20 protein-coding genes and 1 tRNA gene are annotated in these 22,389 nt (G+C 67.2%); 12 read left to right on the forward strand and 9 right to left on the reverse strand.

Annotation, left to right across the window (positions count from 1 at the left end):
• The first annotated feature begins 118 nt into the window (after positions 1 to 118).
• Both QZ755_RS14690 and queA read left to right on the forward strand, forming a co-directional pair.
• The gene (locus tag QZ755_RS14690; protein ID WP_294324285.1) at positions 119 to 817 is read left to right on the forward strand and encodes a peptidylprolyl isomerase; all 699 of its coding nucleotides are present in this window, start codon (positions 119 to 121) and stop codon (positions 815 to 817) included.
• Positions 818 to 834: 17 nt separating this feature from the next.
• Complete coding sequence (gene queA, locus QZ755_RS14695) at positions 835 to 1,863, forward strand: tRNA preQ1(34) S-adenosylmethionine ribosyltransferase-isomerase QueA (RefSeq protein ID WP_294324288.1); 1,029 nt, start codon at positions 835 to 837, stop codon at positions 1,861 to 1,863.
• Here queA and QZ755_RS14700 read toward each other — a convergent pair.
• Positions 1,855 to 3,153, reverse strand: a complete 1,299-nt coding sequence (locus tag QZ755_RS14700; RefSeq protein ID WP_294324290.1) for a dicarboxylate/amino acid:cation symporter — start codon at positions 3,151 to 3,153, stop codon at positions 1,855 to 1,857. The two genes, queA and QZ755_RS14700, sit on opposite strands and share 9 nt — an antisense overlap.
• 68 nt (positions 3,154 to 3,221) lie before the next feature.
• Positions 3,222 to 4,601, reverse strand: a complete 1,380-nt coding sequence (locus QZ755_RS14705; RefSeq protein ID WP_294324292.1) for an FAD/NAD(P)-binding protein — start codon at positions 4,599 to 4,601, stop codon at positions 3,222 to 3,224.
• A 91-nt stretch (positions 4,602 to 4,692) separates the two neighbouring features.
• On the opposite strand from QZ755_RS14705, the gene QZ755_RS14710 reads away from it, so the two are divergent.
• From QZ755_RS14710 to QZ755_RS14730, 5 genes are all read left to right on the forward strand, one after another.
• A tRNA-Gly gene (locus tag QZ755_RS14710) sits at positions 4,693 to 4,766 on the forward strand.
• A gap of 69 nt (positions 4,767 to 4,835) precedes the next feature.
• On the forward strand, positions 4,836 to 5,639 hold the full coding sequence (locus QZ755_RS14715) for a hypothetical protein (protein WP_294324294.1): 804 nt from the start codon (positions 4,836 to 4,838) through the stop codon (positions 5,637 to 5,639).
• 86 nt (positions 5,640 to 5,725) lie between these two features.
• Complete coding sequence (thrS, locus tag QZ755_RS14720) at positions 5,726 to 7,738, forward strand: threonine--tRNA ligase (protein WP_294324296.1); 2,013 nt, start codon at positions 5,726 to 5,728, stop codon at positions 7,736 to 7,738.
• A gap of 63 nt (positions 7,739 to 7,801) precedes the next feature.
• Positions 7,802 to 8,335, forward strand: coding sequence for a translation initiation factor IF-3 (gene infC / locus QZ755_RS14725; RefSeq protein WP_294324300.1), 534 nt, complete (start codon positions 7,802 to 7,804; stop codon positions 8,333 to 8,335).
• 473 nt (positions 8,336 to 8,808) lie between these two features.
• A complete protein-coding gene (locus tag QZ755_RS14730; protein ID WP_294324303.1) occupies positions 8,809 to 9,255 on the forward strand; it encodes a DUF1003 domain-containing protein in 447 nt (148 codons plus the stop codon).
• A gap of 61 nt (positions 9,256 to 9,316) precedes the next feature.
• Here QZ755_RS14730 and QZ755_RS14735 read toward each other — a convergent pair whose 3' ends face one another.
• The 5 genes from QZ755_RS14735 to QZ755_RS14755 form a co-directional block, all read right to left on the reverse strand.
• A complete protein-coding gene (locus tag QZ755_RS14735) occupies positions 9,317 to 9,550 on the reverse strand; it encodes a hypothetical protein (RefSeq protein WP_294324307.1) in 234 nt (77 codons plus the stop codon).
• A 39-nt stretch (positions 9,551 to 9,589) separates the two neighbouring features.
• Entirely contained in the window at positions 9,590 to 12,322 is a 2,733-nt protein-coding gene (locus tag QZ755_RS14740) for a [protein-PII] uridylyltransferase (protein WP_294324364.1), read from the reverse strand.
• A 47-nt stretch (positions 12,323 to 12,369) separates the two neighbouring features.
• On the reverse strand, positions 12,370 to 12,927 hold the full coding sequence (locus QZ755_RS14745) for a nucleotide exchange factor GrpE (RefSeq protein WP_294324310.1): 558 nt from the start codon (positions 12,925 to 12,927) through the stop codon (positions 12,370 to 12,372).
• 16 nt (positions 12,928 to 12,943) lie between these two features.
• On the reverse strand, positions 12,944 to 13,981 hold the full coding sequence (hrcA, locus tag QZ755_RS14750; RefSeq protein WP_294324314.1) for a heat-inducible transcriptional repressor HrcA: 1,038 nt from the start codon (positions 13,979 to 13,981) through the stop codon (positions 12,944 to 12,946).
• A 65-nt stretch (positions 13,982 to 14,046) separates the two neighbouring features.
• A complete protein-coding gene (locus QZ755_RS14755; protein WP_294324317.1) occupies positions 14,047 to 14,547 on the reverse strand; it encodes a DUF6438 domain-containing protein in 501 nt (166 codons plus the stop codon).
• A gap of 100 nt (positions 14,548 to 14,647) precedes the next feature.
• Here QZ755_RS14755 and rph point away from each other — a divergent pair, with 100 nt between their 5' ends.
• From rph to QZ755_RS14770, 3 genes are read left to right on the forward strand one after another with little or no spacing between them, the layout of a single operon-like run.
• Positions 14,648 to 15,364 carry a ribonuclease PH gene (gene rph, locus QZ755_RS14760; protein ID WP_294324320.1) on the forward strand — a complete coding sequence of 239 codons (717 nt, stop codon included), beginning with the start codon at positions 14,648 to 14,650 and terminating at the stop codon, positions 15,362 to 15,364.
• Positions 15,361 to 15,990, forward strand: coding sequence for an RdgB/HAM1 family non-canonical purine NTP pyrophosphatase (gene rdgB, locus QZ755_RS14765; protein WP_294324323.1), 630 nt, complete (start codon positions 15,361 to 15,363; stop codon positions 15,988 to 15,990). The genes rph and rdgB overlap by 4 nt, the downstream gene beginning before the upstream one ends.
• A 53-nt stretch (positions 15,991 to 16,043) precedes the next feature.
• Positions 16,044 to 16,259 carry a hypothetical protein gene (locus tag QZ755_RS14770; protein ID WP_294324325.1) on the forward strand — a complete coding sequence of 72 codons (216 nt, stop codon included), beginning with the start codon at positions 16,044 to 16,046 and terminating at the stop codon, positions 16,257 to 16,259.
• A 5-nt stretch (positions 16,260 to 16,264) separates the two neighbouring features.
• Here QZ755_RS14770 and QZ755_RS14775 read toward each other — a convergent pair whose 3' ends face one another.
• On the reverse strand, positions 16,265 to 16,828 hold the full coding sequence (locus tag QZ755_RS14775; protein ID WP_366509180.1) for a CAP domain-containing protein: 564 nt from the start codon (positions 16,826 to 16,828) through the stop codon (positions 16,265 to 16,267).
• A 20-nt stretch (positions 16,829 to 16,848) separates the two neighbouring features.
• On the opposite strand from QZ755_RS14775, the gene hemW reads away from it, so the two are divergent.
• A complete protein-coding gene (gene hemW, locus QZ755_RS14780) occupies positions 16,849 to 18,009 on the forward strand; it encodes a radical SAM family heme chaperone HemW (protein WP_294324331.1) in 1,161 nt (386 codons plus the stop codon).
• A 61-nt stretch (positions 18,010 to 18,070) separates the two neighbouring features.
• Positions 18,071 to 19,066: a N(4)-(beta-N-acetylglucosaminyl)-L-asparaginase gene (locus tag QZ755_RS14785; protein ID WP_294324333.1), complete on the forward strand. Its 996-nt coding sequence runs from the start codon at positions 18,071 to 18,073 to the stop codon at positions 19,064 to 19,066.
• Between the two features lie 59 nt (positions 19,067 to 19,125).
• Here QZ755_RS14785 and QZ755_RS14790 read toward each other — a convergent pair whose 3' ends face one another.
• Entirely contained in the window at positions 19,126 to 22,173 is a 3,048-nt protein-coding gene (locus tag QZ755_RS14790) for a TonB-dependent receptor plug domain-containing protein (RefSeq protein ID WP_294324336.1), read from the reverse strand.
• Positions 22,174 to 22,389 lie beyond the last annotated feature (216 nt).

A 22,389-nucleotide genomic window follows, 5' to 3' on the forward strand; every position in this document is an offset into this window, starting at 1 on the left:
TCCCTTTTGCCCTTTTCGCCCCGACGGCATGTGTCATGTTCAGATTGGCGCAAGCGATCACATGGTCTATGCGGCTCGCCTCATGCCTTTTGGTTTCCTCGCGCGTTTCGGGAAGTTCATGCGTCGTCTTGCCCTTTTGCTCGCTGTCATCGCCTCGTTCCTTGCCCTGCCCGCGCTGGCACAGGTCATCGACGTGCCCGGCCGCGAACCGCCGCCGTCGACCACCGACACCCGCAACCTGTGGATCCTCGACCTGTCGACCGGCGGGCGGGTGACGATCTGGCTGCGTCCCGATGTCGCGCCGAAGATGGTCGCGCGGATCAAGACGCTGACCCGCGACAAGTTCTACGACGGACTGACCTTTCACCGGGTGATCGACGGGTTCATGGCGCAGGGCGGCGATCCCGACGGCGACGGCACCGGCGGGTCGAAGCTGCCGAACGTGGACAAGGAGTTCAACTACCTCCCCCATGTCCGCGGCGCGGTCGCGGCGGCGCGTGCCAATGACGAGAACAGCGCGAACAGCCAGTTCTATATCATGCTGGCGCCCAAGCTGGCGCTGGACAAGAAATACACCGTCTTCGGACGGGTGATCGACGGTATGCAATATGTCGACACGATCGAGCGGGGCGAACCGCCGGCGAATCCGTCGCGCATCGTCCACGCCTATATCGCCAGCGACAATCCGCCACCCTATCAGGCCGCAGCCCCGGTCGCGCTGCCCGAAGCCGTCGCGCCGCTGCCCGCGACGATGCCGCGCAAGCCCGCCGCGACCGCACCGGCGGCCAGGCGCCCGCAGCCGACCCGCGCCCGCTAAACGCTCCGCTTTCTCTCATGCACGTCGACCTGTTCGACTTCGAACTACCGACCGACCGCATCGCGCTGCGCCCTGCCGCACCGCGCGACGCGGCGCGGATGCTGGTGCTGGATGGTGACCAGACGCTCGACAGGGGCGTCCGCGACCTGCCATCGTGCCTGCGGCCCGGCGACCTGCTGGTCTTCAACGATACGCGCGTCATTCCGGCGCAACTGGAGGGCCGGCGCGGCGACGCGACCATAGGCGCGACCCTGCACAAGCGCGAAGGCCCGCGCCGCTGGCGCGCGTTCGTCCGCAACGGACGACGGCTGCGCGATGGCGACACGATCGATTTCGGCGCGGGCGTCACCGCGATCGCTGGCGACAAGGGCGCGGACGGCAGCTTCGCGCTGGATTTCGCGGGGGACGAACCGGTCGAGCTGCTGCTGGAACGGGCCGGGCGAATGCCGCTGCCGCCCTATATCGCGTCGAAGCGCGGTGGGGCCGACGCGCGCGATGCCGAGGATTACCAGACGCTGTTCGCACGCGAGGCCGGCGCCGTCGCAGCCCCCACCGCCGCGCTGCACTTCACGCCCGAATTGATGGCGGCGCTGGAGGCGGCGGGGATCGGCCATGCCACGCTGACGCTGCATGTCGGCGCGGGCACGTTCCTGCCGGTGAAGGCCGACGACACCGACGATCACCAGATGCACGCCGAATGGGGCCGGATCGATGCGGCGACCGCCGACCGACTGAACGGGGCGCGCGCCGCCGGCGGCCGGGTGATCGCGGTCGGCACCACCAGCCTGCGCCTGATCGAAAGCGCCACCGATGCACAGGGACAGGTGCAGCCGTTCGAGGGCGACACCGCGATCTTCATCACGCCCGGCTATCGCTTTCGCGGGATCGACGGGCTGATGACCAATTTCCACCTGCCCAAATCGACGCTGTTCATGCTGGTATCGGCGCTGATGGGGCGCGAGCGGATGCTGGCCGCTTATGCCCATGCCATCACCCAGGAATATCGCTTCTATTCCTATGGCGACGCGTCGCTGCTGCTACCCTAACGCAACCTCCGCCGGGTAGTCGGCGGGGGCCGCCAGCAGCCCCTCACGCTTGGCGACGATCACCGGCACCAGCATCTGTCCCGCGACGTTGACGGCGGTGCGGCCCATGTCGAGGATCGGGTCGATCGCCAGCAACAGCCCCGCCCCCTCCAGCGGCAGGCCGAGCGTGGTCAGGGTCAGCGTCAGCATGACGGTCGCGCCGGTCAGACCGGCCGTCGCCGCCGACCCCAGCACCGACACCATCACGATCAGCGCGTAGTCGGCAGCCCCCAGCGGCAGGCCGAAGAACTGCGCGACGAAGATCGCCGACACCGCCGGATAGATCGCGGCGCAGCCGTCCATCTTGGTCGTCGACCCCAGCGGCACGGCAAAGGCGGCATAGGCGGCGGGCACGCCCAGCGCCTGTTCGGTCCGCTCCTGCGTCACCGGCAGCGTACCGACCGAGGAGCGGGTGACGAAGCCCAGCTGGATCGCGGGCCACGCCCGGCGAAAGAACCACAAGGGCGGGATGCGGTGCAGGATCAGCAGCGTCGGATAGACGACGAACAGCACGAGCCCCAGGCCGATATACACCGTCGCGGCAAAGGCACCCAGCGACGACAGCGTGCCCCAGCCATAGCGGACGATCGCATCGCCGATCAGCGCCGCCGACCCGATCGGCGTCAGCGCGATCACCCAGCGCAGCAGCCGCCGCAGGATCATCAACGCGGAGGTGTTGAAGGCGAGGAACGGCTCCCCCGCCGCCCCGACCCGCACCGCCGCCGCGCCGACTGCAATGGCGACGACGATGATCTGCAGGATGTTGAAGCCGAGCGTGGTCGTCGCTGCGCCGTCCGCGACCTTCGTCGATGCGGTCAACCCGAGCAGGTTGGCCGGGACCAGCCCTTTCAGGAAATCGAGCCAGCTGCCCACGGTGGCGGGCTGCGCGGCGCTCGCGATCGGCACCGCGCTATGTAGGCCGGGCTGGAGCGTCAGCGCGAGGACGATACCGATCGAGACCGCGATCAGCGCGGTGAGGGCGAACCACAGCAGGGTCTGTCCGACCAGCCGCGCGGCATTGGGCAGGTCGCGCAGCGCCGCGATCGACCCGACGATGGCGGTGAAGACCAGCGCCGGGACCAGCACCTTGAGCAGTTGCACGAAAATCTGGCCGATGGTGTGCAGTGCGGTGCCGATCGCTCCGTCCGCACCGCCCGCCCGCGCCGCGACCAGGCCCAGCGCAACGCCTGCGGCCATGCCGATCGCGACCTGAATGCCGAAGGACGGCAGGATTTTCCGAGATTTTTGCATGTGCGAACACTTCGGGTGGCAGGCTCTCTGTCACAACGAAGCATTTCTACGATCGCCCCAATGCGGCGTTACAGTCCCTCGCCGCCGACCCAATGCGCGTTGGACAGGTACCGCGCGACGTCCCACACCTGTCGCCGCAGATCGGGGACCGCGACGATTTCCCAGAACGCGCCACGCGTCATCGGTCCGATCGCGAACAGCCGGTCGTCGCTGGTCCCGTCATCGTGCAGCACGCGCCCGGTCACCTCGACATCGATGCCCAGATGTTCGCTGTCGGGACGGATACGCCCCTCCCCGACCAGCGCGGACAGCAACGGATCGTCGGTGCGGGCGACATCCCCTTGCGGCCCGATGCACGAGATCACGCGCGTCGCACGGAGCTGACGAGGGGCCTCCTCCCCGCGCGGCCGCCACGCGACCACGACACCGCCATCATCAGCCTGATGCGCGTCGCAGCTCTTCCCCGCCAACAGCGTCAGCTGCCCGCTTGCCACCATCACCTCGACCCGATCGGCAACGGCGGGGGCCAGGCGGTGGCGGTGAATGTCCCACCATGGCCGCAAATGGCGCAGGAAGCGGCGGCGCTCGACCGGATCGGCCGCTGCCCAGATACCCTGGGTAAACGGCCGCAGTTCGTCGATCGCGCTGCGCCAGCCGATCGCCTGCCCCCGCGTCCGCACCGATCGGACAATTGCCGACAGCGGTGGGCGCGGGCGCTCGACCAGCGGTTGCGGGGACGCCGTGGCCGGCGCGTGCCGATGCGGCAGCAGCCCGCGCCGCGACAGCGCGACGACCCGCCCGCCAAACCCCTGCGCCTCCAGCGACAGCACGACGTCGACCATCGTCAGCCCGGTACCGATCAGCAGTACCGTGTCATCATCGCCCAGGCCTTCGGTCGCGCCGGCGGCCCACGGATTGCCCATATAGGCCGGCCGATCCGCGATCCCGCCCAGCCCCGGCGGCACCTGCGGCGCCAGATTGCCGACCGCCAGCACGACCGCATCGGCATCCACCCGATCGCCATCCTTCAGCAGGACCGTCGCGCCATCGATCGCGACCGCCTCGCCGTCGACCACGGTCAGCCGCCCCGGCGCCGCGGCCTGCGCCGTCGCCAGCGTCTCGCGCAGATACACCCCGTACAGCGCGCGCGGCACGAAATCGGTCGCCCCCGCACCCACGCCCCGCTCGCTTAGCCACGCCGTGAAATGATCGGGCCGGTCGGGAAAGGCGCTCATGTTCGCGGCGCGGACGTTCAACAGGTGATCGCTCTGCCGCGTGCCATAGGCGACGCCCAGCCCCGCCGCATCGCCCCGCTCGATCAGCGTCGCCGCCGGGCCGTCATGGCGCAGCAGGTTGATCGCCAGCAGCGTGCCGGAAAATCCCGCGCCGACGATCGCGACATGGCGGATCGTGCCGGGCACGGCGGCGGGGGCGGTCGGATGCGTCATGCCACCTGCGATAGCCACCGTGGCAGCCCATGGGAAGTTGCACCGCCCGCTTGCACCCGCCGGATCAGTTCGGTAAGGGCGGCATTCCCAAGCGGGTGTAGCTCAATGGTAGAGCAGGAGCTTCCCAAGCTCACGACGAGGGTTCGATTCCCTTCACCCGCTCCATTTCCACGACATCGCCGGTATCGCGTCTTTCCCATCGCGTATGCGCGCGGGCTGCGCTAGGGGCGTTGCGTGGCGTCGACAGTGTATCAGGAAGGGTTTTCGGCGCGTCGCCCGGTTCCGTTGCCGCGCCGTATCGCGACGCTGGCGCTGGTGGTCGCCATCCATGTCGCGATCCTGTGGCTGCTGCTGCGCATCGCGCCGACCATGATGTCGCCGCCGCCAGGCGAGAAATCGCCGCTGGTGGTCGACATGCTGCCCGCCGACCGGGTCGCTCCCGCAGCCACGCCCGCGAAACAGGTGCAGCGCAAGGCAGCGGCCGGCAGTTCCAGCACCGCACCGCCGGTCGCCGCCGTCGCGCCGCCACCCGACGTGCCACCCCCGCCGCCAGTGCCCGCCACGCCCTCCGACGATGTCTGGTCGAAGGTCATTCCGATGACCGGCCGCGACTTCGCGCGCGCCGCGATCACGCCCGGCACGCGTAGCGCCAGCGAAGGCGCTGGACGCAGCGACGCGGCGGGCGACAGCGGCGACGGCGATGCGGACACCGATGCCGGCGGGGGTAGCGGTGGCGGGGAGCGGCTTTACGCCGCCGACTGGTATCGCCGCCCGACCCATGCCGAACTGTCGACCTACCTGCCCCGCCACGCCCAGCCCGGCTGGGGCGAGGTGGCGTGCCGCACGATCCCCAACAACCAGGTGACCGATTGCCGCGAGATCGGCCAGTCGGCGCGGGGGTCGGGGCTGGCCGGAGCGGTGCGACAGGCGGCGTGGCAGTTCCGCATCCTGCCGCCGCGCGTTGGCGGCAGGCCGCTAATCGGCAGCTGGGTTCGCATCCGCATCACCTATACCGATGCCGGGGCGGCGGTGGAGTAACGCCAGGATACGGCATATCCTTGCCCTTGCCCCGCCCAGCCGCTAACCGACGGGCGTTTATCCTCCGACATTTCAGGTGTTCCTTCATGTCCGCAATGTTCCGCATCACCCTTCCCGACGGTGCCGTCCGTGAGGTGATGCCGGGCACTACTCCCGCCGACATCGCCGCCGCGATCTCGCCGGGTCTGCGCAAGGCGGCGATCGCCGCGCGGGTCGACGGGCAGGTCCGTGACCTGAACCGTCCGTTCGAGGGCGATTCGTCGCTGGCGCTGGTGACCGCGAAGGACGAGGCCGACGCGCTGGAACTCCACCGCCACGACTTCGCGCACGTTCTCGCCGAAGCGGTGCAGACGCTCTATCCGGGCACGCAGATCACCTTCGGCCCGGCGACCGAGGACGGCTTCTATTACGACTTCGCGCCCGCCCCGGGTCGCGGCATGTTCACCGACGAGGACCTGCCGCTGATCGAGGCGGAGATGCGCAAGATCATCGCCAAGGGCGAGAAGTTCGAGCGCGAGGTCGTGACCCGCCAGCAGCTGATCGACCGCTGGACCCAGCAGGGCGAGACGTTCAAGGCCGAATGGGCCGCCGAACTGCCCGAGGGCGAGGAACTGACCATCTATCGTCAGGGCCAGTGGCTCGACATGTGCCGCGGGCCGCACCTCGAATCGACCGCCAAGCTCGATCCGGCGGCGTTCAAGCTGACGCGCGTGTCGGGTGCCTATTGGCGCGGCGACCAGAAGAACGCGATGCTCAGCCGCATCTACGGCACCGGCTGGCTGTCGAAGAAGCAGCTCGACGCGCATCTGACCCGGCTGGAGGAGGCCGCCAAGCGCGACCATCGCAAGCTGGGCGCGGAGATGGACCTGTTCCACCTCCAGTCCGAGGCGCAGGGATCGGTCTTCTGGCACCCCAAGGGCTATATGATGTGGCGGCAGCTGGAGGCGTATATGCGCCGCCGGCTCGACGCGCACGACTATCAGGAAGTGAAGACGCCGCAGCTGATGGACGCGCGGCAATGGGAACAATCGGGCCATTGGGGCAAGTATCGCGAGAACATGTTCGTGGTGCCCGACGAAATCCCCAATACCGAGGACGAGGGCGCGATCGTCAGTGCCGATGCCGATATGATGGCATTGAAGCCGATGAACTGCCCGGCGCACGTCCTGATCTTTCGCCAGGGGATCAAGTCGTATCGCGACCTGCCGATCCGCATGGCGGAGTTCGGCTGCTGTCACCGCAACGAACCGCATGGCGCGCTGCACGGCATCATGCGCGTGCGCCAGTTCACGCAGGACGACGCGCATATCTTCTGCCGCGAGGATCAGCTGGTGCAGGAAGTCCGCGACTTCTGCGAACTGCTCGATTCGGTCTATCAGGATCTGGGTTTCACCGATTACGCCGTGAAGCTGGCGCTGCGCCCCGAGAAGCGCTTCGGCAGCGAGGATATGTGGGACAAGGCCGAGGCGGAACTGCGCGAGGCGGTGCTGTCGTCGAACCTGTCGCAGGACATCAAGGACAAGTTCGAGGAACTACCGGGCGAAGGCGCGTTCTATGCGCCCAAGCTGGAATTCCACCTGACCGACGCGATCGGGCGGACGTGGCAGGTCGGCACGATCCAGTCGGACCGTGTGCTGCCCGAGCGACTCGACGCAACCTATGTCGGGGAGGACGGCAATCGCCACCGCCCCGTGATGCTGCATCGCGCGATCCTCGGGACGTTCGAACGCTTCCTCGGCATCCTGATCGAGCATCATGCCGGGCGGATGCCGATGTGGCTGTCGCCGGTGCAGGCGGTGGTCGCAACGATCGTGTCCGACGCCGACGACTATGCGAACGAGGTCATGGCCGCGCTTAAAACGGCGGGAATCCGCGTCGAAACCGACCTGCGCAACGAAAAGATCAACTACAAGGTGCGGGAACATTCGCTGGCGAAGGTTCCGGCGCTGGTCGTGGTAGGCAAGCGCGAGGCGGAAGAACGCACCGTCGCGCTGCGCCGTCTGGGCAGCCAGGGGCAGCAGGTCATCGCCCTCGACGAACTGGTCGCGATGCTGAAGACGGAGGCACTTGCCCCCGATCTTGCGCGGAACCTTTCGTAACCGCGCAAGATTGATTATATAGAACTTTCGATAACTACAGGAGCAGCACCTATCCGTCCGCCCATGATGCGTCGCCCGAATGCGCCGCCGCCGATGAACGGCCCCCGATTCAATGAGTTCATCCAGAGCCCGAAGGTCCGCGTGATCGATCACGAGGGCGAGAATCTGGGTGTGATGTTCACGCGCGCCGCCATCGAGGCCGCCGCCGAGGTCGGACTCGATCTGGTCGAAGTGTCGCCGAACGCCGACCCGCCGGTCGCGAAGTTCCTCGACGTGGGCAAGTTCAAGTACGAGGCGCAGAAGAAGGCGAACCTCGCCCGCAAGACCCAGAAGACGCAGGAGATCAAGGAGATCAAGATGCGTCCGAACATCGACGATCATGATTATGATACGAAGATGAAGAAGGTCGAGCAGTTCATCACCGAGGGCGACAAGGTAAAGGTCACGATGCGTTTCCGTGGTCGTGAGCTGAGCCATGGCCAGCTCGGCATGGCGGTGTTGCAGCGGGTTGCCGAAGCGACGCAGGAAATTGCCAAGGTCGAAGCTTATCCGCGCATGGAAGGCCGCCAGATGCTGATGGTGCTGTCGCCGAAATAAGGCCGACAGCATGGCGCACCGTTCCCGCGAAAGCGGGAGTGACCGCGAAGGAAACAGTACCGGAGCCGAATCCATCTGACCGGAACCGTCGCCCCAGCGAAGGCTGGGACCTCCAGCGGCTCCTGTCCCGCGCTGCAACCGGGGATCCCAGCCTTCGCCAGGATGACGTCCGATTTCAGCCGGATGGATCAGCCCCTGGTCTTCCGACCCGAAAAGCCGTCATGTTCCCTCGTGAACATGACGGCTTTTTCATGTTTCTCCGTCTTGACCGACGCGTCCGACAGGCGCATCCGCGCTGCCGGACGGCTTCGGCCGCTCATTTCCGCCAACGTCCCGAGACAGGGTCCATGTCCGATAACGATTCCAGTCGATTGACCGTGCCGCACCGGCCGTCACCCCGTATCGCCTGATCGTTCGGGCGCCTCGCGGGGGATCGGCCGGCGCGGCCGGTCGCATCGCGTGAGGTGCATAGCATGAACACCACCATCCGGTTTCTGACCGATCCCTTCCGTCGCACCGGCTCGGTGCGCGACCCCAACGCCGCGTTCGACGACACGATGACGCTGGGCGAACGCCTGGCCGACCGCGTGGCCGCAATCGGCGGCTCGTGGGGCTTCATCACCGCCTTCTGCCTGTTCCTGGTGGGGTGGTCGATCCTCAACACCGTGATCCTCGGCGCGCGGGCGTTCGACCCGTTTCCCTTCATCTTCCTCAACCTGATGCTGTCGATGCTGGCCGCGCTGCAGGCGCCGATCATCATGATGAGCCAGAACCGGCAGGCGGCGAAGGACCGGCTGGAGGCGCGGATGGATTACGAAACCAACCTGCGCGCCGAAGCACAGATCAACCGCCTGTTGGAGGAAGTGGCGGCGATCCGCGCCGAACTGTCCTGCACCGGTCCCGCACGGCAGGTCGCCTGACCGGATATTAGCCGATCGCGCGGCCGGCCCTATACCGGCCGGCGATGCGTGAGGGGGCGGTTCAGTCGCCGCCCCCGCCACCATCCCCGCCGCAGCCGCCGTCGCTACCCCCGTCACCGCCGCAATGCGACGATCCATCGGCGGAAGAGAAGTCGAACCACCCTCCCCCATCGCCGATATATCCGCCATCGCCCTCCCTGGCGCGCCGGCGCGGCCGGCTGTTGGCGGAAGCGATGATGGCGGCGACCGCCATCACGACGAAGGCTACACACGGCAGCAAGATCAGCAGACCCATGGCCAGATGCTAATTCAATTCCTACCCATACGCAAGGAATTACGCGAAGCCGGCAAAATCCTTGCCCGCCGCGGCGTCCAGCAACCGTCGCTCCAGCGATTTCAGCCGCAGTTGTCCGGTAATCCGGTCGCCGGTCAGGTCGGTTACATAGAAGGTATCGACCGCGCGTTCGCCATAGGTGGCGACATGTGCCGAATGCAGCGTCACCTTCGACTGGAACAGTGCCTGCGCCAGATGGTGGAGCAGCGCCGGCCGGTCGCGGGCATTGACCTCGATCACCGTGAAGCGGTTCGACGCGGCATTGTCGATCAGCACGTTCGGCTCGATCGGGAACGCCTCGGCACGCGCGCGCGACAGCGGCTTGGCCGCCAGCCGGTCGTTCAGCTTCATGCGGTTGGCCAGCGCATCGGCGATCGCAGTCTTCAGCCGCTGCAACTGCCCGGCTTCGTCGAACGGTCCGCCGAGCGGGTTCTGGACGAGAAAATTGTCGAGCGCCATGCCGGTACGCGTGGTGTGGATACGCGCATCGATGATGTTGCCGCCCGCCGCATGGATCGCCCCAGCGATGCGATAGAACAGGCCCGGATGATCGGCGGCATGGACTGTCACCAGCGTCGCGCCGCGATCCTCGTCCACGCTGGTTTCGATCGTCAGGCGGGTGTCGCCCGACTGGTCGACCACACGTGCATTGGCGACGATCACGTCGTCCGGTTCGGCGATCCAATAGGCGGGCGGAAGATGCCGGACATAGGCGGCCAGCGTCTCCTTGTCCCAGCCGAGTGCCGCGCGCAGCGTCTCCTGCTTTTCCGCGATCCGCTCGTCGCGCCCGCGTTGCTTGTGGCCCAGGCGCAGCACCTCTTCGGCGGTTTCGAACAGCGTGGTCAGCAACTGCCGCTTCCACCCGTTCCACGTGCCCGGCCCGACCGCGCGAATGTCGACAACGGTCAGCACCAACAGCATCCTGAGCCGCTGCGGCGACTGGACGACGCCGGTGAAGTCGAGGATCGTCTTGAAATCCGACAGGTCGCGCTTGAACGCGGTCGCCGACATCAACAGGTGATAACGGACCAGCCACGCGACCGTCTCGGTCTCGGCCGGGGTCAGGCCCAGGCGCGGGCACAGCCGCTCGGCGACCTCCGCCCCCAGGATCGAATGGTCGCCGCCGCGCCCCTTGGCGATGTCATGGCACAGCACCGCGACATAGAGCGCGCGCCGCTGGACGATGCCGCCGAACAGCCCGGTCGCCAACGGATGTTCCTCGCGACAGATACCGCGTTCGACCTGTGACAGCAGGCCGATCATCCGAATGGTATGCTCGTCCACCGTATAATGGTGGTACATGTCGAACTGCATCTGCGCGACGATCCGGCCGAAATCGGGAATGAAGCGGCCGAACACGCCGCATTCGTTCATCCAGCGCAGCACCAGCTCCGGATCGCGCGGGGACGTCAGCACGTCGAGGAACAGCTGGTTGGCGCGCGGGTGCGACCGGACCTGCGCCGCCAGCCGCGCATCGCGCGCCGCCGCGCGCATCGCCAGCGGGTGGATTTCAAGGCCGTGCAGGTCGGCCAGCGCGAACATCTCGATCAGCCGGACGGGATCGTCGGCAAAGAAATCGTCCCTGGGCAGCGCGAGGCGCCCGCGATCCAGCACGAAGCCGTGCAGCCGGCGCGGACGCCGCCGCAGCCGGGGAAAGCCGAACCGGCTGCCCCGCGCGGCATAGGTTTCGTCCAGATGGCTGAGGAACATGCCGGTCAGGTCGCCGACCCGCTTCGCCTGCAGGAAATAATATTGCATGAAACGTTCGACGCGCGACTTGCCCACCCGGTCGCTATAGCGCATCCGTGTCGCGATCTCGGTCTGCACGTCGAAGGTCAGCCGCTCCTCGGCCCGCCCGGTGATGAGGTGGAGGTGACAGCGCACCGCCCACAGGAAATCCTCGGCCCGGTTGAACTTGCGCAGTTCGGGCGCGCTGAGCAGCCCGGCTGCCACCAGATCGGCGGCGCGGCGGACATTATAGGCGTATTTTCCGATCCAGAAGAGGGCGTGCAGGTCGCGAAGTCCCCCCTTCCCCTCCTTTACATTCGGTTCGACGACATAGCGCGTGTCGCCCAGCTTCTTGTGGCGCGCGTCACGCTCGGCCAGCTTTTCGGCGATGAAAGTCCGTGCGGTGCCCTCCTGCACCTCGGCCTTGAACCGCTGCGCCGCCTCGGCATACAGCGCGGTGTCACCCCAGACATAGCGCGCCTCGACCAGCGCGGTGCGGACGGTGACGTCGGCCTTTGCCTGCCGCACCATCTCGTCGAGCGAGCGCGACGAATGGCCGACCTTCAGCCCCAGATCCCATAGCGCATAGAGCGTCGATTCGATGACCTGTTCGGACCACGGCGTCTGCTTCCACGGCGTCAGCACGCCGATATCGACGTCCGAATGCGGTGCCATCTCGCCGCGGCCATACCCGCCGACCGCGATCAGCGTCATACGTTCGGCAGCGGTCGGATTGTGGTTGGGATGGACTCGCCCGACGATGAAACCGGTCAGCGCAACTAGGATCGCATCGGTCAGATAGGCATAGGCCGCCGCCGTCTCCAATCCGTGGCTGGGATTGGCACGCAGCCGGCGTTCGATCTCACCGCGCCCGCGCGCCATCGCATTGCGCAGCACCGCCGTCGCGGCGCGGCGCAGCGCCACGCCGTCACCAGCATCGGCGGGGATATGGGCGAGCGCCTGCGCCAGCGCCGCGGGATCGACGATCGCCTCGGGGTGGACGATCCGCTCGAACCGCGGCGGCGTGGCAAGGTCGGGCCGGACCGCGTCGTTCAGGCGCCGCCCTCCGGCGCCTTGGCCACGCCGACCAGCGCCGGGCGCAGCAGCCGGTCGCGGATCATGTAGCCGGTTTGAATTTCCTGCACGACCGTGCCGGGCTTCGCATCGGCCGACGGCACTTCGAACATCGCCTGGTGCTTGTTCGGGTCCAGCGACTCGCCGACCGACACCATCTTGGTGATACCATGGCGCCCGAACACACTCTCCAGCTCGCGGCCGGTAGCTTCGAGGCCAGTGACGAGGCCCTTCATCCGGTCGTCGCCGCGCAGGTCGTCGGGGATCGCCGACAGCGCACGCGACAGGTTGTCGGCAACCGACAGGATATCGCGCGAAAACGCCGTAGCGGCATAGGCGCGGGCATCGGCCACTTCCTTTTCGGCGCGGCGGCGGACATTCTGCAGATCGGCACGGGCGTACAGCACCTCGGCCTGCGCATCGGCCAGCTTCGCCTCCAGCTCGGCGCTGCGATCCGCTTCGGCGACTTCGGGGGCGGCCTCTGCGGTGGCTTCGCGCAGGTCGTTCGTATCGTCGTTGGCGGGTATGTCGTTCATTCCAGTCTCTTCTTTGTCAGCCCAGCAATCGGGCCAGCGTTGCGGCGGTGAAATCCACCATGGGCACGACGCGCGCATAGTTCAACCGGACAGGCCCGATCACGCCGACGACGCCGACCACGCGCCCGTCCAGCGCGCGGACCGGCTTGGCGATCACCGACGATCCGGTCAATGCGAACAATTTGTTTTCAGAACCGATAAAGATCCGCGCGGCATCGCCATCCTGTGCCGATTCGAGTAGCCGGGCGATTTCCTCTTTGCCCTCCAGCTCGTCGAGCAGCTGGCGCACGCGGTCGAGGTCGTGGCTGGCCGCATCGTCGATCAGCCGCGCCTGCCCCCGCACGATCAGCACCGGGCGATGGTCGCCATCCTCGCTCCACATCGCCAGGCCGCGTTCGACCAGCGCGCGGGCGGCGGCGTCCAGTTCGGCGCGCTCCTGCCCGATTTCCCGAAGGACCCGCGCGCGGGCTTCGCTGAGCGTTAGGCCGGACAGGCGCGCGGTCAGGTAATTGCCCGCCTCGACCAGCGCGGCAGGGCTGGCACCGGGGATGTCCAGCACGCGGTTCTCGATCGATCCGTCGGCGCCGACCAGCACCGCCAGCGCGCGGGTGCCCGACAACGGCACGAACGACACCTGCCGCAACACCGGCTCGCGCTTGGGCACCAGCACGACGCCGGCGCTTGCCGACAGGCCGGACAGGGCAGCGGCGGTACCGGCCAGCGCTTCTTCGACCGGACCGGCATTGCCTGCCTGCGCCTCGATCGTCGCGCGTTCCTGTGCCGATGGCTCCATCGCGTGCATCATGCCGTCGACGAACAGCCGCAGCCCCGTCTCGGTCGGCATCCGCCCCGCACTGACATGCGGCGCCGCCAGCAGCCCGGCGACCTCCAGGTCCTGCATCACGCCGCGGATCGAGGCCGGCGACAGGTTCAGCCCCGACAGCTGCGCGATGGTGCGCGATCCGACCGGCGTCCCCGTCGCCAGGTAGCTGTCGACCACGATCCGGAACACGTCGCGCGCGCGGTCGGTCAGTTCGTGGATCGGTTGGGCCATGGGAGGAATGTAGGGCGGTTGCGGCTCGCGGAAAAGCATATCCTCCCCGCGCAGCGGGGAGGATATTACGGCGCCTCGATAAACTGGCGGATCGGCAGTTCGTTCGGCGCCGAGCGCAGCGCCTCGTTCATCGCCTGATCGTGCATCCGGCAGCCATAATAGAGCGAGAGATGCTGCGACGCGCCGGACACCTCGTTCCAGCGGATGTCGACGGAGGGCATATCGGTCGCCACCTGCCCACACCCCGGCTGTCCCGGCTGGATCAGCTGTTCGCCCTGCGGCCGATAGGGCTGCAACTTGGCGGCGAAGGCGCGATATTGCGCAGGGGTCGCGCGGAAATTGCGCGTACCGACGACCTTGGTGAACTGCCGCCCCTCGAACACGCCGGTCCCGTCGGGCTGGATCGTGACGCGATAGACCGGGCAGGTGCCGAAACAGCGCGACGTTTCATAGCTGATCGTCTCGCGCTCGATCGCGACCGGCGGCGCGGCGGGCGTCGTCGTATTGCCGACCGCCATCACGCACCCGCCCAGCACCGGCAGCAATCCCAAGGCGATGATCTTCATGGCGTCCTCCCGTTTTCGTTGTCGAACCGGCGATACCCGGCAACGACTGGCGCGTCGATGAACGGGCGGCTAGTGCTGATGCAAATTTCAGGAGATTCCCATGCGCCCATCCGGCCGCACCCCCGACGAAATGCGCCCCATCACGATCGAGACGAACTTCACCCGCCATGCGGAGGGTTCGTGCCTGATCGGCTTTGGCGATACCAAGGTGCTGGTCACCGCTTCGCTCGAAGAACGCCTGCCGCCGTGGCTGCGCGGCAAGGGCGAGGGCTGGGTGACGGCCGAATATGGCATGTTGCCCCGCGCCACCCATACCCGTGGCAGCCGCGAGGCGGCCAAGGGCAAGCAGTCGGGCCGTACCCAGGAAATCCAGCGGCTGATCGGTCGGTCGCTGCGCGCCGTCGTCGACCTCAAGGCACTGGGCGAGCGACAGATCACGCTCGACTGCGACGTGATCCAGGCCGATGGCGGCACCCGCACCGCGTCGATCTCCGGCGCGTGGGTGGCACTCCGCCTCGCGGTCGACGGGCTGATGCGCGAAGGCAAGCTGGAGGTCGATCCGATCAGCCGTCAGGTCGCCGCCATCAGCTGCGGCATCCACAACGGCACGCCGGTCCTCGACCTCGACTATATCGAGGATTCGGCCGCCGATGCCGATGCGAACTTCGTGCTGACCAGCGACAACAATATCGCCGAGGTCCAGGCCACCGCCGAGGGCGCGTGCTATGACGAAGAGGCGCTGCTGCGCCTGCTGCGCCTCGCGCGCATCGGCTGCGGCCGCATCTTCGCCGAACAGCTGCGGGCGACCGGCCGATGAGCGGCGAGGGCAAGGAGCCGCAGGCGATCCGCAAGCTGACGCCCGGCAAGCTCGTCATCGCCAGCCACAATCCCGGCAAGATCCGCGAGATCGCGGCGCTGCTCGGCCCCTATGGCGTCACGCCGATCTCGGCGGGCGAGCTCGACCTGCCCGAACCGGAGGAAACCGGCACGACCTTCGTCGCCAATGCCGAATTGAAGGCATTGCAGGCCGCCGACCTGTCCGGCCTGCCCGCACTCGCCGACGATAGCGGCCTGTGCGTCGAGGCGCTGAACGGTGATCCGGGCATCTTCTCCGCCCGCTGGGCCGGGCCGTCCAAGGATTTCGGCTCGGCGATGCAACTGGTCGAGAACCGGATGCAGGCGACCGGCCCCGACCACAGCCGCGCGGCGCATTTCGTCTGCGCGCTGGCGCTGGCATGGCCCGACGGGCATGTCGAATGGTTCGAAGGGCGTGTCGACGGGCAGCTGGTCTGGCCGCCACGCGGGCAGCACGGTTTCGGCTACGACCCGATGTTCGTTCAGGACGGCATGGACCAGAGCTATGGCGAGATCGATCCCGACCACAAGCATTCGATCAGCCACCGCGCCGATGCGTTCGCGCAACTGGTGAAGGCGGTGTTCTAGGGACGGAACGCCCGGCCGCGTCCGGGCATTGGGCGTTCCGAAAGGAATTGCCCATGTCCGACGCGATCACCGAAACCCGCCACCGCGAGATCGCGGTCGAACACCTGCTGTTCTGGACGATGCGCTATGTCGAGGGGCAGCATCCTGGCCTGCTCGATGCGCTGGAGGCGAGCCTCGACAAGCTGGGTGATCCGTCGTCGGGCAGCGAGAAGGACGACGGCGCGGTCCGTCATATTGCCGCGAAGATGATCGCCGGCGCGCGCGGCTGATCCGATCAGAACGCACGCTGGCCCGGATAATTGCCAGCGGGGGCATAGCGGCAGACGATATAATCGTCCTTCGCGCTGCTCGCCTCGGCACAGCCGAACCGCTGGGTCGTGCGCCACATGATCTGGGTATAGTGGCCTACATCCTCGAATCGGCCGGTGCGCGACACCGCCGGCAGGATGCCCGGCACATAGTCGCGCTTTTCCGCGACCCAATGCCCCACCATCTCGGCATAGCGATAGGCGCCGCGCGTGCCAGTCCACAGATTCTCGCCCTGTTCAGGCACGCCGCGCGGCTGCGGCGAATGTTCGAAGCGGCGGGCGGCGGCCAGCGTCGTGGCATAGGCCTGCGCATCGCGCGCCAGTGCCAGGTCCCAGGTCAGCCCCGGCAATCCGGCCTCCGCCCGCGCCGCACGGTGCCCGGCCTCCATCGCCTGTCGCAACTGCGCGCTCCCCCGCGGCGCGTTCCCTTCGAACGCGCGCGGTTCGACCACGCGTTCGGGCACATGGGCGGGTCCGGCGGAACAGGCACCCAGCAGCAGTGCCGCCATCAGCATTTGTATCGCTCGCATCGCCCCCATATGGGACGGCAATGCAGCCCGACCAAGCACCCGCCCCCGACCCTCTGGCGCTCTACGTCCATTGGCCGTTCTGCGTGTCGAAATGCCCCTATTGCGACTTCAACAGCCATGTTCGTGACAGCGTCGACCAGGCGGCGTGGCTGCACGCGCTGCTGGCCGACCTGGCGCATGAGGCCGCCGCCCTGCCCGGTCGCCGGTTGGCGTCGATCTTCTTCGGCGGCGGCACCCCGTCGCTGATGCCGCCCGCGACCGTCGCGGCGGTGATCGAGGCAGCCTGCACCCACTGGCCGCCGACCGACACGCTCGAGATCACGCTGGAGGCCAACCCCTCTTCGGTCGAGGCCGCCCGCTTCGCCGATATCGCCGCCGCGGGGGTCAATCGCGTGTCGCTGGGTGTACAGGCGCTCCATGACGATGCGCTCGCCTTCCTCGAACGCGCGCATGGCGTGGACGAGGCGCTGGCCGCGCTGGACGTAGCGCAGCGCCATTTCGCGCGGGTCAGCTTCGACCTGATCTATGCCCGGCCCGACCAGTCGCTTGCCGGATGGGAGGCGGAACTGTCCCGCGCGCTGTCGTTCGGGACCGAGCATCTGTCGCTTTACCAGCTGACCATCGAACCCGGCACCCGCTTTGCCACGCTCGCGGCAAAGGGGCAGCTGACCCTGCCCGATGCCGACCTGTCCGCCGACCTGTTCGAAACGACGCAGGCGCTGACCCGCGCCGCCGGGCTGCCGCTGTACGAGGTGTCGAACCACGCCCGGCCGGGCGCGGAGAGCCGCCACAACCTCACCTACTGGCGCTATCGCGACTATGCCGGCATCGGTCCCGGCGCACATGGCCGGCGTGGTGGCATGGCGACGGTACGCCGCAAGAAGCCGGAAAACTGGATCGCCGCCGTCGAACGCAACGGCCACGGTATCGAACGCGAGGATGCGCTCACCCCCGACGAACGCGTGACCGAGGCGCTGGTGATGGGCCTCAGGATGCGCGAGGGCATCAACCTTGCCCGCATCGCGACGCTGGGCGCACGGCCGATCGATGCGATCGTGCGCGCGGACGCGGTATCGCTGCTCGCGCGGCAGGGGCTACTGGTGCGCGATGGCGACCGGCTGGCGTTGACCCCGGCGGGCATACCGGTGCTGGACGCCGTGCTGCGCGAGATCGCGATCTGATCCCCTTGCCCCTTTGCCGGTGAGTGCGCACAACCGCGCATCACCAGTAAAAGGGGCACCCATGCCGACCATTACCCGCCGCTCCGCCATCGCCGGCCTCGCCGCCGCGACCGGTGCCGCCCGCCTGCCCGCGCAACCCCGCGCCGCCGCCACACTGCTCGTCGCTTCCACCTGGGACTTCGGTGCCGCCGCCAATGACGCCGCCGTCGCCCGCTTCCGCAGCGGCGGTAGCCTGATCGACGCACTGGAAGCCGGAGCGAAGGTTCCCGAAGCGGATCTGTCCAACCATTCGGTCGGCAAGGGCGGCTATCCCGACCGCGACGGGCGGGTGACGCTGGATGCGGTCATCATGGACGATCGGGGCCATGTCGGCGCGGTCGCCGCGCTGGAGGACATCGCTCACCCGATCTCGGTCGCGCGCGCGGTGATGGAGCGCACGCCGCACACCTTCCTGGTCGGCGACGGCGCGCGGCAGTTTGCGCTGGAATCGGGCTTCACGGCGGAAAAGCTGCTGACGCCGGAGGCAGAGGCCGAATGGCGCAAATGGCTCAAGACGTCGAAATACGCGCCGGTCGCCAACAGCGAAAACCGGCGCACGCCGCTCGGCGGGCCGCTCGACCATGACACGATTGGCATGATCGCCCGCGCGCCGAACGGTGCGCTGGCCGGGGCCTGCACCACGTCGGGCATGGCGTTCAAGCTGCACGGCCGGGTCGGCGATTCACCACAGGTGGGCAGCGGCCTGTTCGTCGAAGCGGGCGTCGGCGCAGCGACCGCCACCGGCCTGGGAGAGGAAGTCACCCGCATCGCCGGCACCGCCCGCGTCGTGTCGTCGCTGCGCGCGGGAATGACGCCGATGAACGCCTGCCGCGAGGCGGTCGAGCATATCGCGAAGCTGCGGGGTTCGGCGCTCGACGGGGTGCAGGTCGGCTTCCTCGCGATGGATCGGAACGGACAGGTCGGCGCCTTCGCGATCCTGCCGGGCTTCACCTACGCCGTCACCGGCGACGACGGCCGCAGCACAATCGTCAAATCCGCCAGCCTGCGCAACGCCTGACGCGAACAGGCCCGCCCCCGGTCGGGGAGCGGGCCTGATCCGTCGACCTGGGCCGATCGTCAGAAGTTGATCGACACCCCGGCAGCAATCTGACGCCCGAGCGAGTCATAGCGCTGCGGGATCGTATTGTTGCGGGCCAGCGCCACGTTGTACGAATTGGGCAGGATCGGCGGCATCCGGTCGAGCAAGTTGTTCGCCGACAGCCGGAACGTGTAGTTCCGCGCCACCGCAAAGACGAACGCCAGATCGAAGTAATCCTGCGGGTCGATGCGATAGAAGGTCTTGCGCGCGTTCGCCACCGTACCGCCCAGATCGGGATCGCCCGAATTGCTGGCGTTGGTCAGCAACCCGACATGCCGCCAGTTGAGCGAGATCGAGGCGATCTTGTCTGGGGTGGTATAGGTCGTGCGCAGGCCATGGACCCATTTCGGGATCAGCTGGCCACAGCCATTGGCATAATAGCCGGTGCAGTCGCGCAGCGGCAGGATCGGCGAATCTTTGCCCCCCGCCAGCGTGGTGAGCGTGCCGTTGAAGATCCAGTCGAACGTCCCGACACTGTCGATCGGCAGGGCATATTGTCCCTGGAAATCCCAGCCATGCGCCTTGGTCTTGAACGCGTTGGTCGTGCCCTGCTGGATATAGCCGGTCGTCGGGTTGCTGGCGGGAGCATTGTAGAGGATGCCGGTCGTCGGATCGCGCACGATCTTCGAACAGAAATACGGGTCGCCGCCGCTCGTCCGGCATCCGTCCTGATAATAGCTATAGTCGTTATAGCCGATCGAATCGTCGATATCGATCAGGAAGCGGTCAACCGAGAAGACTAGGCCGGGCGCGAAGCGCGGCTTCATCACCAGACCGAAGGTATAGGTATAGGCGGTTTCCGGATCGACCGTGAACCCGCCGGTGCGGACGGTACACTGGCTGTCGGGGCACGACAGCGTGCGGCTGCCATAGAGCGCGTCGGACAGACCGGTCGCGCGGCACACCTCGATCGATGCGACCGGCGCGTCGTACACGGTGATGCGGCGCGTGCCCGTCGGATCGGTCGGATCGACGATCTGGCGCGGCGTGCTGGCGCAGAAATCATTCTGCGACCCGCCCTGGCGGCCGTAATTATTCTGTGTCGCCTGGCGGATTTCGATAACGGTCGGCGCGCGCTGCGCCTTGTTGTACGACAGGCGGAACGTCAGGTCCTCGACCGGCGCCCACAGCCCTTCCAGCTTGTAGGTGCTGAAGGTGTCGGGGTTGGTGTCGTACTTCGACACGCGATAGCCGGCATTGACCTGCAACAGGTGCGTCCATGGCTGCTTCTGGATCAGCGGGACCTGGATTTCGGCATTGGCTTCCTTGACGCTCTGGCGCAGCTGGAAATCCTCACCGCCATTTTCCTCGCGATAGGCGGCATTGGCGGTGCCGATATAGCGGTCCTTGCGATATTCCCCGCCGATCGCCAGCGCGATGCCCTGTTCGGCCAGCGGGCTGGTGATGCCGTATTTGCCCAGGTCACCGGTGACGTTCGCGACGACATCGTACAGCAGACCGATGGTGGTCGACGTGCCGTTGCGGCCGGCGAACAGGTAGTCGGCCAGCGCCTGGTTGTTGTTGTTCGCGCTGAACGCATCGAAGGGGACGCAGGCGGTATCGACGCCCGACACCTTCGATGCGCAGGTCGGCGTGCCGTTGACGTTCACGACATTGAGCGACCGGTTCACCCGGTCGAACGTCGGGAACGGGCCGAACGTCGTATCCATCTGGTTGCGGGCATAGACGCCGGCAACGTCGTAATGCCACGCTTCGGCGAAGTCGCCGCGCATCCCGGCAACGCCCCGGAAGGCGCTGTTGATATAGGTGTCCTTCACATAGGGCAGCGCGTTGAAGCGATAGCGCACGTCGAGCGGGATCAGCGCCCCGGTGCCCGCCGCATTGCCGCAGATCGACGTCGCCTGCGACGCTGACAGGAACGGGTTGTTGCAGTTCACCTGATACGGCGTGCTGCCATAGGAGCTGAATGCGAACACGCGCGAGGGGAAGCGGTTCGACGACTCATCGCGGAACCAGATGCCCGAGCCATAGAATTCGAGCGCGTCGGCCAGCTTCAGCGTCACGAAGCCACCGGCGTTCACGCGTTCATTCTCACGCTGGTACGAATAGCCATCGAACGGGTTCGCCTGCGTCCCCGGACCGAACGGCACGAACGTGCGAGTGCCGTTCGGGTTGTTCACGAACACCGACCCGTTGTTGGGACCGCCACGCGGCGAGATATAGCCGCCGGGGACATAGGTCGACACCTGGCAGCTCAGCACTCCGTCCTTGCTGGCCTCGTTCAGCTGGCACGGCGACGACGACCGCGCGTCGAACGGTACCAGGTCGCCCTTGCGATAATTGACGAAGCCGGTGACGTTCAGCGCACCGTCGAACAGGTTCTTGCCCGCCGCCAGCGACAGGTCGACGCGCCCGCCATCGTTGGTCAGGCCGCGCGGCGAAGCGAAGCCGGCGGCGCGCGCCAACGGGCTGACCAGCGTGTCGCGGTTCTGGTGGTTGTAGAAGTTATAGTTGGCGTTGATGCTGACGCCGTCGAGGTCCTTCTTCAGGATGAAGTTCACGACGCCGGCGACCGCGTCCGATCCATAGACTGACGATGCACCGCCCGACAGCACGTCGATCCGTTCGATCAGCGCGGTCGGGATCATGTTGGCATCGACGCCGTTCATCGTGCCGAGGCGCAGGCCATCGACCAGCGTCAGCGTACGTTCGAAGCCCAGATTACGCAGCTTGATCCGCTGGCGACCGTCCGAATCCTGGTAGTTCTGCTGGCTGTCCGGCGCGATCTGCGGAAGGCGGTTCAGCACTTCCTCGACATTGACCGCGGCCTGCAGCCGGACTTCCTCCGACGTCACCGACTGGATCGGGGCGGCCGACGTCACGTTCGGGCGGCGGATGCGCGTGCCGGTGACGACGATGGCTTCGTCGGTGTCCGATGCACTGGCGGCGGCCGGTTCGCCGCTAGGCGTCGGCGCATCCGCCGGGATGCCGGTCTGCGCCTGGGCAGTACCGGCGAGCATGGTTGCCAGACACGATGTCGTCAGCAGCTTCGTGATCGATTTCATGGACGTCCCCTGTTGGTGCCGCGCGGGGCATGGGGTCCGACCGTCGATCGAAACGCGGGATCGGGTGCGATCCCACTCGCCCCTTCCCCCGCACTCGGGTCAGACCGCCATCACCACATCGCGCGGATCATTTCACCTGTGAGACATCTTTCCGCCAGCACGCAGGAGGGGTCAATATCACGTGAAACGGGTTTTCATCCTTGCAACCAATATTGC

Origin of the sequence: uncultured Sphingomonas sp. (genome assembly GCF_913776855.1) — a bacterium.
GTDB lineage: Bacteria > Pseudomonadota > Alphaproteobacteria > Sphingomonadales > Sphingomonadaceae > Sphingomonas.

Bases quoted from the DNA above. Each gene is read 5' to 3' on its own strand.
- QZ755_RS14690 (WP_294324285.1), top strand. From the start codon at position 119: ATGCGTCGTCTTGCCCTTTTGCTCGCTGTCATCGCCTCGTTCCTTGCC.
- queA (WP_294324288.1), top strand. From the start codon at position 835: ATGCACGTCGACCTGTTCGACTTCGAACTACCGACCGACCGCATCGCG.
- QZ755_RS14700 (WP_294324290.1), bottom strand. From the start codon at position 3,153: ATGCAAAAATCTCGGAAAATCCTGCCGTCCTTCGGCATTCAGGTCGCG.
- QZ755_RS14705 (WP_294324292.1), bottom strand. From the start codon at position 4,601: ATGACGCATCCGACCGCCCCCGCCGCCGTGCCCGGCACGATCCGCCAT.
- thrS (WP_294324296.1), top strand. From the start codon at position 5,726: ATGTCCGCAATGTTCCGCATCACCCTTCCCGACGGTGCCGTCCGTGAG.
- infC (WP_294324300.1), top strand. From the start codon at position 7,802: ATGATGCGTCGCCCGAATGCGCCGCCGCCGATGAACGGCCCCCGATTC.
- QZ755_RS14730 (WP_294324303.1), top strand. From the start codon at position 8,809: ATGAACACCACCATCCGGTTTCTGACCGATCCCTTCCGTCGCACCGGC.
- QZ755_RS14735 (WP_294324307.1), bottom strand. From the start codon at position 9,550: ATGGGTCTGCTGATCTTGCTGCCGTGTGTAGCCTTCGTCGTGATGGCG.
- QZ755_RS14745 (WP_294324310.1), bottom strand. From the start codon at position 12,927: ATGAACGACATACCCGCCAACGACGATACGAACGACCTGCGCGAAGCC.
- hrcA (WP_294324314.1), bottom strand. From the start codon at position 13,981: ATGGCCCAACCGATCCACGAACTGACCGACCGCGCGCGCGACGTGTTC.
- QZ755_RS14755 (WP_294324317.1), bottom strand. From the start codon at position 14,547: ATGAAGATCATCGCCTTGGGATTGCTGCCGGTGCTGGGCGGGTGCGTG.
- rph (WP_294324320.1), top strand. From the start codon at position 14,648: ATGCGCCCATCCGGCCGCACCCCCGACGAAATGCGCCCCATCACGATC.
- rdgB (WP_294324323.1), top strand. From the start codon at position 15,361: ATGAGCGGCGAGGGCAAGGAGCCGCAGGCGATCCGCAAGCTGACGCCC.
- QZ755_RS14770 (WP_294324325.1), top strand. From the start codon at position 16,044: ATGTCCGACGCGATCACCGAAACCCGCCACCGCGAGATCGCGGTCGAA.
- QZ755_RS14775 (WP_366509180.1), bottom strand. From the start codon at position 16,828: ATGCGAGCGATACAAATGCTGATGGCGGCACTGCTGCTGGGTGCCTGT.
- hemW (WP_294324331.1), top strand. From the start codon at position 16,849: ATGCAGCCCGACCAAGCACCCGCCCCCGACCCTCTGGCGCTCTACGTC.
- QZ755_RS14785 (WP_294324333.1), top strand. From the start codon at position 18,071: ATGCCGACCATTACCCGCCGCTCCGCCATCGCCGGCCTCGCCGCCGCG.
- QZ755_RS14790 (WP_294324336.1), bottom strand. From the start codon at position 22,173: ATGAAATCGATCACGAAGCTGCTGACGACATCGTGTCTGGCAACCATG.